This window comes from Frankia sp. CpI1-P (genome assembly GCF_001421075.1).
In the GTDB taxonomy this organism is placed as follows: domain Bacteria; phylum Actinomycetota; class Actinomycetes; order Frankiales; family Frankiaceae; genus Frankia; species Frankia torreyi.
On the sequence record NZ_LJJX01000071.1, the window covers coordinates 21,213 to 29,893 of the forward strand.

General features: G+C 71.8%; 5 protein-coding genes, 1 tRNA gene and 9 pseudogenes. 4 read left to right on the plus strand and 11 right to left on the minus strand.

All coding sequences use genetic code 11. From position 1 onward, the window contains the following. From FF86_RS59440 to FF86_RS28055, 3 genes and pseudogenes are all read left to right on the plus strand, one after another. Positions 1 to 873: pseudogene (locus tag FF86_RS59440) on the plus strand (long-chain fatty acid--CoA ligase); the annotation flags it as partial. After that, positions 870 to 1,112 (plus strand): annotated as a pseudogene (locus tag FF86_RS59445) (hypothetical protein); the annotation flags it as partial. The pseudogenes FF86_RS59440 and FF86_RS59445, both read left to right, overlap by 4 nt. Before the next feature lie 270 nt (positions 1,113 to 1,382). Beyond that, a complete protein-coding gene (locus FF86_RS28055) occupies positions 1,383 to 1,808 on the plus strand; it encodes a hypothetical protein (RefSeq protein WP_044883894.1) in 426 nt (141 codons plus the stop codon). A 247-nt stretch (positions 1,809 to 2,055) separates the two neighbouring features. On the opposite strand, the pseudogene pyrH reads toward FF86_RS28055, so the two are convergent. The 7 genes and pseudogenes from pyrH to FF86_RS69050 all read right to left on the minus strand — a co-directional run. Further along, a pseudogene (gene pyrH, locus FF86_RS59450) lies at positions 2,056 to 2,299 on the minus strand (UMP kinase); the annotation flags it as partial. A gap of 1 nt (position 2,300) precedes the next feature. Continuing rightward, a pseudogene (locus FF86_RS28060) lies at positions 2,301 to 2,850 on the minus strand (uridine monophosphate kinase); the annotation flags it as partial. Between the two features lie 311 nt (positions 2,851 to 3,161). Beyond that, entirely contained in the window at positions 3,162 to 3,515 is a 354-nt protein-coding gene (locus tag FF86_RS28065) for a glyoxalase/bleomycin resistance/dioxygenase family protein (RefSeq protein ID WP_044883896.1), read from the minus strand. Between the two features lie 134 nt (positions 3,516 to 3,649). Continuing rightward, positions 3,650 to 3,726, minus strand: a tRNA-Pro gene (locus FF86_RS28070). 90 nt (positions 3,727 to 3,816) lie between these two features. Further along, positions 3,817 to 4,261, minus strand: a 445-nt coding sequence (locus tag FF86_RS59455) for a metallophosphoesterase (protein WP_396230147.1), incomplete at its 5' end; no start/stop codon positions are given. Position 4,262: 1 nt separating this feature from the next. Further along, positions 4,263 to 4,426: pseudogene (locus FF86_RS59460) on the minus strand (metallophosphoesterase); the annotation flags it as partial. Between the two features lies 1 nt (position 4,427). Further along, positions 4,428 to 4,689 (minus strand): annotated as a pseudogene (locus FF86_RS69050) (metallophosphoesterase); the annotation flags it as partial. Positions 4,690 to 5,030: 341 nt separating this feature from the next. Between FF86_RS69050 and FF86_RS28080 the strand changes: the two are divergent. Then, on the plus strand, positions 5,031 to 5,507 hold the full coding sequence (locus FF86_RS28080) for a GatB/YqeY domain-containing protein (protein ID WP_044883899.1): 477 nt from the start codon (positions 5,031 to 5,033) through the stop codon (positions 5,505 to 5,507). Positions 5,508 to 5,516: 9 nt separating this feature from the next. On the opposite strand, the gene FF86_RS59470 is transcribed toward FF86_RS28080, so the two are convergent. The 4 genes and pseudogenes from FF86_RS59470 to FF86_RS59485 form a co-directional block, all read right to left on the minus strand. Further along, the coding region (locus FF86_RS59470; protein WP_242419764.1) for a PASTA domain-containing protein at positions 5,517 to 6,041 on the minus strand (525 nt) is incomplete at its 5' end. 1 nt (position 6,042) lies between these two features. Then, positions 6,043 to 6,376, minus strand: a pseudogene (locus FF86_RS59475) (penicillin-binding transpeptidase domain-containing protein); the annotation flags it as partial. Position 6,377: 1 nt separating this feature from the next. After that, positions 6,378 to 6,909 (minus strand): annotated as a pseudogene (locus FF86_RS59480) (penicillin-binding transpeptidase domain-containing protein); the annotation flags it as partial. A 1-nt stretch (position 6,910) separates the two neighbouring features. Then, positions 6,911 to 7,936: pseudogene (locus tag FF86_RS59485) on the minus strand (transglycosylase domain-containing protein); the annotation flags it as partial. Positions 7,937 to 8,681 lie beyond the last annotated feature (745 nt).

The following is an 8,681-nucleotide window of genomic DNA, read 5'->3' on the forward strand; positions in this document are numbered from 1 at the left end:
GGCGGGGAGCCGATCGATCCCGCGGTCGTCGACGACTTCCTCGACGCCGCCGGCGGTCACGGCTTCCATCCGGCCTCCTTCACACCCGCCTACGGGCTCGCGGAGGCCACGGTCGCGGTCACGTTCTCCGCCGTGGGGCGTGGGCCGCGCTACGACACGGTGGACGCGGACGCCCTGGCCGCGGGCACGGCCCGGTTCGTGCCCCCCGAGCCGGCCGCGCGCCTGGTGTCCCCCGAGCCCGCCGGGCCCGCCGAGTCCCCCGAGCCCGCTGAGCCCGCCGAGCCGGCGGTGCCCGCGATGCGCACGAGACGGCTGGCGCTGCTCGGGGAGCCGATCCCCGGCCTGTCGGTCCGCGTGGTCGATCCGGACTCGGGCGGGATCCGGCCCGAGCGGAAGGTCGGCGAGGTCCAGGTCCGCGGCACCTCGGTGACCGCCTCCTACCATGACGATCCCGAGTCGGCGGCGGCCCTGCGCGCCCGCGACGGGTGGCTGGCCACCGGCGACCTCGGCTACCTCACCGGCGGCGAACTGGTCGTCTGCGGTCGCCGCAAGGACGTCATCATCCTCGGCGGCCGCAACATCTACCCCGAGGAGGTGGAGCGGGCTGCGGCCCGCGCCGAGGGTGCCCGCGCGGGCAACATCGTCGCCTTCCCCTACCCGCGTCCCGGCCATCTCGGCGGGGAGGGGCTCGCCGTGGCCGTCGAGACCCGTGGGGCCGATCCCGCCGCGCTGAGGAGCGCCGTCGCCGAGAAGGTCCGCGCCGCGCTCGGGGTGACCCCGCACGCGGTGCTGGTGCTCGAGCCGGGCTCGGTGCCGAAGACCCCCTCCGGAAAGCTGCAACGAGCCGAGGCCCGGCGGAGGTTCACCCCATGAGCACCCAGCCCGCCGCGCGACACGACGCACACAGCGTCGGCGCGGGCAGCGACGCCGCCACGGCCGAACGGCTCGCGGCCCTGGCCGACGGCCTCTACGCCGCCTGGGCGGAACCCGCGGTGTCCCGGCGCGACGAACTGCTCGCCGACTGCTGCGTCCCCGCGGTGACCTACGCCAACCCGCTGGGCGAGGCCGCCGGCATCATCGAGTTCGCCGATCTCATCGGCGAGTTCCTCGCGNCCTACCCGGGGCATCGGCCGGTGCGCACCAGCGGGGTCGACGTGCACCACCGTCGCGCCCGCTGGGAGTGGGGACTGCGCAACAGCATCGGACAGATCGTGCTGGCGGGCCTCGACGTCGTCACCTTCACCGAGCGGCCGCGCCTGGAGACCATCAGCACCTTCTTCGGGCCTCCGCCGCGGCCGGTCTACTCCTTCGGCGCGGCACCAGCCTGAACCCGCACCGCCCATCCCGATCCCCCACCGCCCATCCCCCACCTGGAGGAAATCGTGCCCAGCACCCGCGCAGCACTGCGGACCGCAGCCGTCGGCGCGACCGGCGCCGTGGCGGCCGGCCTGTTCGGCGCCATCCCCGCCGACGCATCCACCCCGATTCAGTCCACCGGCTGCACCGTCACCGCCTGGCCGCCCACCGGCGGCTCGACGATCTTCGCGAACGGTGGGATCACCTGCGACCCCCGGTACTCGGGCAACATGCAGATCAGCAACCAGTTGCGGAAGTACGCGAACGGGCAGTGGATGTCCGTCGGGGACCCGGTCAAGAAGTCGTACTGGGGCGGCAGCGGCATCGGCGAGGGCACCTCGGTGCCCTGCAGCTTCAACGGTCAGGCGCAGTTCAAGACCGTGACCACCGGCACCGCGGACGGCATGTCGACCACGGACACCTCCCCGAGCACCACCTACTCCTGCTTCTGATCCACCCCTGGCGATCCACCGCCGCTGAGCCCGGCGCCGGTACCGGCCACGTGTCGGTACCGGCCCGGCCTGGCTAGCCGGTCAGATCCCGACAAAAGACGCGTCATAGCACCAAATCGGGCCTCGTCTTTACCGAAAAGACAACAACTGCGCGGCGTACCGTCAACCCACCGCGGCGGGAGTACAACCCCCGGCGTCGGCGGGCGGCGAGTGCCGAGAACTTCACCGACCGGTGGCGCGGCGCGGCTCACACCACCGTTTCGGCGGAACTCGCCAGCGCCGCGGAACCCGACTTCCCACCCGTGGTGTCGATGACGGTCCCCCGGTGTTCGCCGCGACAGATCGCCGTCATCGCACCCTGCTGCTCGATGTCGAAGATGTGCAGCGGGATACCGAAGTCGCGGGCAAGAATGAATGCCGACTGATCCATGACCCGCAGCCCCCTGCTGATCACCTCGTCGTAGCTGAGGTGGGAGAAGCGCTGAGCGTCCNGGTTGATCTTCGGGTCGCTGTCGTAGACGCCGTCGACGCCGTCCTTGGCGGCGAGCACCGCGTCCGCGCCCAGCTCCAGCGCGCGCTGCACCGCCGGGTAGTCGGTGGTGAGGAAGGGCTGACCGTTCCCGCAGGCGAGAATGACCGTCGCCCCCTTCTCCAGCAGGTGCACGGCCCGCAGCCGGATATAGGGCTCGGCCACCGCCGGGACCGGGACCGCCGTCATCACCCGCAGGTTGTCCTCCCCGAGGGCGGTCAGCTTGCCCCGCAGCAGCAGGCTGTTGATGACCGTGCCGAGCATCCCGATGTTGTCGGCCTCGACCCGATCGATCCCCCACCGGTCCGACTGGTTGCCGCGGAAGAGATTTCCACCGCCGACGACGATCGCCACCTCGACCCCGGACTGACGCACCGCGATGATTTCCCGGGCGAGATGTTCCAGCGCATTCGAATCAAAGCCGAATTCGGCGGAACCGGCGATCGCCCGGCCGCTTAGTTTTACGACCACTCGACGGTATTTGGCCACAGTCTCCCGCTTCCCCTTTTCCATCGTGCGATCTTAACGTAGCCGGGTCAATGATCGATCATGAGCCCGGGAAGTACTTGGGTACACGGTAGAGCACCCGGCTCCCGGGACCGCGCCATGACCGGCCGGCCACGAAAACAACCCGCACCGGCCNCAACGCGTCAGGTGCCGACGAGGGTGCGTCCCGACCGACGCCCGCGCGGGCCAGTTCGACGATCTTGGTGTTCCGCCGAGCCGCGCCACGCGAACCTCGTGCCGCCCGCCTCCCAGCGGCGCGGTCGCCGCGGAGTGGCGCGGTCGCCGACCACGGCGCCGGTACCCGTCCGACACCGCGGCTAGGTCACGATGTGCAGGTACTCGAACACCGTCCCGTCGGGATGCTCGGCGATCAGTCGGGATCCGTTGGGTGACTCGCCGGGCCCTTCAAGCAGCGCGCCGCCTGCCGAGACGATCGTCGCGGCGACAGCGTCGAGGTCATCGACCAGCACGGTCGCGGCCCGGTTGCGCAACGGCGCCAGCGCGGCGGGCGTCCCCGCCACCAGGAGGAAAGGCCCGACCCACGCCAGCTCGACGTCGCGAAAGCGGAAGCGGCGCGTGGGCGCGTCCGAAGCCAGTCGCTGGTAGAGGGGCAGCACGTCGTCCAGCGATTCGACGTAGACCCGGGCGAGCACCTCACGAATCGGACTCACAGCGCGACGCTACCTCGCCCTGCCCACGGGCCATCGGTGGAGCAGGCCAGGGGTGATCGCTTCAGTGGCGAGCCCAGAGACGACGAAAGCCCTGGTCCGGCCCTCCCGTAGGAGCCTGAGACCAGGGCTTTGCGTGGTCGGGGTGGCGGGATTCGAACCCACGACCTCTTCGTCCCGAACGAAGCGCGCTACCAAGCTGCGCCACACCCNGCGACCGAGATGAAGCATACCCGACGGAGCGGTGGTTCAGGGCAGGGGGTGGTCACGGGTTCGGCCGGCGGTCACGCAGACGGGACCGCGGTCAGGCAGACGGGACCGCGGTCAGGCAGAGCAGGGTCGCCTCGGGGCGGCAGCCGAGGCGCACCGGGGCGAAGGGCGAGGTCCCCAGGCCCGGGGACACGTGCAGCCAGGACGCTCCCGCGGCGGTCGCGTGGCGGGACAGCCCGCGGACCCGGGATCGGTCGAGCCCGCAGTTGCTCACCAGTGCCCCGATTCCCGGCAGCCGGATCTGGCCGCCGTGGGTGTGACCCGACAGGATGAGGCCGACGCCGTCGGCGGTGAAGGCGTCGAGCACCCGCGGCTCCGGCGTGTGCGACAGGCCGAGCGCGAGCTGCGTGCCGGGCTCCGCGGGCCCGGCCACGAGGTCGGGCCGGTCGCGGCGCAGCCGGGCGTCGTCGACCCCGCGCACGTCGATCCGGCGGCCGCCGGCCGCGAGTACGGCCCGGGTGTTGGTGAGCTCCGTCCAGNCGCTCGCCGCGGTCAGGTCCTTGGCGAGGCCCGCCCAGTCCAGCGGGACGCCGGACGGCTCGGCCGGCGCATCGCCGCGCAGGTACCGGTGCGGACTGCGCAGCGTGGGGACGAAGTAGTCGTTGTTCCCCGGGACGAACACACCCGGGAACGAGTACAGCGGCNCCAGCGCGGTGAGCAGCGGCTCGCGGGCGTCCTCGGCGCAGAGCACGTCACCGGTGAGGGCGACCAGGTCCGGCAGCAGCCGGGCCAGCTCGGCCAACCACGCGAGCTTGTCCCGCTGGCGCGCCGTGACGTGCAGGTCGGACAGGTGCAGCACGCGCAGCGGTCGCGAGCCGGCGGCAAGCGCGGGGATCGACAGCCGACGCAGCGTGTAGGCGTTGCGCTCGTACAGCGAGCCGTAGGCGAGCGCGCCCGCCCCGACCACCGCGACCGATGCCGCGAGCCCCGCGGCCCCGCGCGCCACCCGGCGCCTCGGCGCCCCCACACCCGCCCCCACACCCGCCACCACGACCTCCTCGCGCCCAGACCTCTCGCGCCCAGGCCTCTCGTGCCCCGACCTCTCGCGCCCCGGCGCCATCCCCCGTGCCGCGCATTCGACCCGGCGGACCCACCGCGCCAGAGGGACCACTCCCGTGGCGGCGGCGTGCCTCGGGCCGTACAACACAGTCTCACCCCCGGTCCGCCGTGGCCGGGCGCCACCCCGGCCGTCGCACCGCCGTGGCCAGGCGTGACCAGGTCCCCCGCGGACCATAGGCTTCGTTGACTATGAGCACCCCCACGGAACGGAGCACGCTGCACCAGCGGCTCCGCGCCGACCTGACCACCGCGATGAAGTCCCGCGACGAGCTGCGGACGTCCACTCTCCGGCTGGCGCTGGCCGCCGTGAAGGACGCGGAGGTCGCCGGCGCCACCGCCCGCGTCCTCGACGACGCGGAGGTCTCGCAGGTCCTGACCCGCGAGGTGAAGAAGCGACGGGAGGCGGCCGACGCCTACGCCGCGGCCGGTCGCGCCGAACAGGCCGACCGGGAACGCGCCGAGGGCGAGGTGCTGGGCGAGTACCTGCCTAGCCAGCTCGGCGACGACGAGCTGGCCGCCATCATCGACCGCGTGCTCGCCGAGCTGGACCTCTCCGGGCCGAAGGCGATCGGCCCGGCGATGAAGGCCGTGCAGGCCGCCGTGGCCGGCCGGGCCGAGGGCGGCCGGGTGGCTGCCCTGGTGAAGGCGAGGCTCACCGGCGGCTGACCGTCGGCGCTACCTGCGGTTGCGGCGCGGCCGGCGGGCCCAGTCCGCCGGGTTGGTCCCGGGGCTGGCCGGTGAGCTCAGTTGCTCGCGCGGATTCGCCCCGAAGACGCCGGGCAGGCCGGGCCCCCCGCCCGGTGGGACGGGCTGCCCCAGCCCCGCCGGCGGCGAGCCTCCTGGCAGCACCGGCGTACCGGTCAACCCGCCGGAGATCGACAGCTTGATCTCCGTGTTGATGGAGACCGGGCCGCCGGGCGACGGCGACATGTACACCACGATCCCGGGGGCGACCGGCGCGGGGACCGGCTGCGACGTGACGTGGAACCCGAGCTGGACGAGCATCTGCTCGGCCACCTGCTGCGGCTGGCCGACCACGTTGGGTAGAACCTTCGCCGGCACCTGCGGCTGGGTGTCGTCCGGCGCCGGCAGCGGCTCGACCGGCAGGCTCAGGCCGTTGATCGTACGGATCATGGTCCGGGACCACACCTGCGCCGGGTATCCGCCGCCGAAGACGTTGCGGCCGAGCACGTTGGTCAGNGGATGCGAGGTCGGCCCGCGCGGGTCGGCGAGGGTGACCGCCGCGGCGAGCTGCGGGATGTACCCCGCGAACGAGGCGGTGCTGAAGCCCTCGGCGGTACCCGTCTTGCCCGCGGCCGGCCGGCCGATCTGCCCGTTGCCGCTGGCCGTCCCGTGGTTGATGACGCCCTGCAGCACGGCACTGACCGTGTCCGCGATCTTCGGGTCGAGCACCTGCTGGCAGGGCGCGCCCGCGTTGAACGGCAGCGGCCGGTCGGCGCCGCCGACCCGCTGCGTGATCGCGAGGACGGTGCGCGGGTCGCATCGACGCCCCCGCGCCGCCAGCGTCGAATAGGNGGTGGCCAGGTCCATCGTGCTGATTTCGTTGGAGCCGAGGATCGACGAGCCGTCGACGCGGCTGATCCCGTCGATCCCCTTGCATTCCGGATCGTCGTTCTTGGCCGGGCGGATCCGGCACGAGGAGACGCCCATCCGGCGGGCGACCTCGGCCGTCTTCAACACGCCCAGCTTCTCGGCGAGCTGGATGTAGTAGGTGTTGACCGACCCCCAGGTCGCGGTCGTCAGGGAATAGAAACCGTCCTCGCTCGGATCGGCGTTGCCGTAGCAGTTCTTACCCTGCGGATCCGGGTTCGGGAAGACGTCGGAGTGATAGCAGACGGGGGCGTGCAGCGTCGTGGACAGCGGCAGGCCGGACTCCAGGGCGGAGATCAGGGTGAACACCTTGAAGGTCGATCCCGGCGAGAAGGAGTCCTCGTCGACCGGATAGACCTCCTTTGTGTGCACGAAATCCGTCGACAGGCTCGCCGGCTTGCCGTCGTCCGTCGCCCCGTACTCCCGGTTGATCGCGACAGCGAGCACCTGGCCCGTGNCCGGCTGCATCATCGCGACGCTCGCCGCCACCCGGTTGCCGATCGGGATGACCTCCGCCGCGGCCGACTGCGCGGACTGCTGCGCGACCGGGTCCAGCGTCGTTCTGATGGTCAGGCCGCCCTCGAACAGCAACCTGCGGGCGTCCTCCTCGGTGGGGGCGAAGGTTCTGTCGTTGAGGAGCTGCTGGCGGACCAGGGCGCAGAAGAACGGCGCGCCCGAGTCGGCACACGGGTCGGCCGACCGCGCGGGACGGTCGAGCACCAGCTTGCTGTCGTGCGCCTGACGGAAGTCGGCCTGGCTGAGGTGATGCAGCTCCAGCATCCGGTCGAGCACCACGTTGCGCCGTTCCCGGGCCGCCTGGGGATGCAGCACCGGATTGAAGGAGGTCGGGTTCTTCACCAGGCCGGCGAGGGTCGCCGCCTGCGGCAGAGTGAGTCGGTCCACGTCGACGTTGAAGTAGTGCTTCGCCGCGACCTCGATGCCGTAGGCGCCGTCGCCGAAGTAGGCGATGTTCAGGTAGCGCTCGAGGATCTCGTCCTTACTCAGGTGCGCCTCGAGGTAGAGCGCGTACCGCGCCTCCCGCAGCTTTCGCCGCACCGTCTGCTCGGTGGCGGCCTTCTTTTCCTCCGGCGTGGTGGCCGACATCAGCAGAACGTTCTTGACGTACTGCTGGGTCAGCGTGGACCCGCCCTGAGTCACCTCGCCGTTCTCCCGGTTGGTCAGATAGGCGCGGGCGAGACCCTTGTAGTCCAGCCCGTCGTGTTCGTAGAAACGCGAGTCCTCGATGTCGACGACGGCCTGGCGCATCACCTGGGGAACCCGGCTCAGCGGCACGACCTCACGGTTCTGCTCGCCGGACAGGACGGCGATCTGGTTGCCGCGCGCGTCGAGGATCCGCGACGCCTGCGCCAGCGGGGGAACCGTGAGGTTCGCCGGCAGGTTCATGAAGTCGTCGGCGCTGTTCTTGACGGTCAACCCCACCGCGCCGACCACCGGCAGCGCGAGCATGCCGACCAGCACTCCGGNCACCACGCTGAGCACGCCCGCGACGGCCAGCCGGCGCACCGTACGCCCCGCCCGGCGGCCTCCGGTGCCGCCCGGCCCACCGGATCCGCTCTGGCCGCCGAAACCGCCCCGCCCACCGGAACCGCTCTGGCCGCCCGTGGCGAAGCCCGGCCGGTAGAGGTCGCCGACCTCGCGGTCCCGCACAGCAGCGGTGGATACCGGGCCGGCCTGCGTCGGCCGGCGCCCGGGGGGTGGCTGCCCAGAGGGCACCGGGTACCCAGGGGGCGTGGTCATCGGCGGACCTCCGTCCAGCCAGGCTGGGACACCAGTCGGAGCATACGGGCCAACATCTGATCAACCCTCTCCGCCCTGACGGGGCAGGCCGGTACAACGACGCTCNAGGGGCCACCCAAGCGAGTCGAAAACGCCGTGACCTGGGACACCGCAATTCCGACGGCGGGTGGCGTGGCCGGCCGCCGACGGCGAGCCCTGGACGAGCGTGACGACCTCCACATCACCACGCCCGAGGCGGTCCCGCCATGCCCACCAACGGGCTACCGGATCGGAGGGGGCCCTGGAGGTCGGTTCCCATGTCAGCCGGACAACGGGACCATGGAAGAACTACTCGACTCCCGCAGCGATACTGGAATGTCACCCATCCGACATACGGTTGTCACAGACCGCACTACTGAGGCGATCCGGATCAATGGCCCGGACTAGTAGACCGTCGCTGTTTAGTTCTGGGGTGTGGCAGGCTGGTGTTGG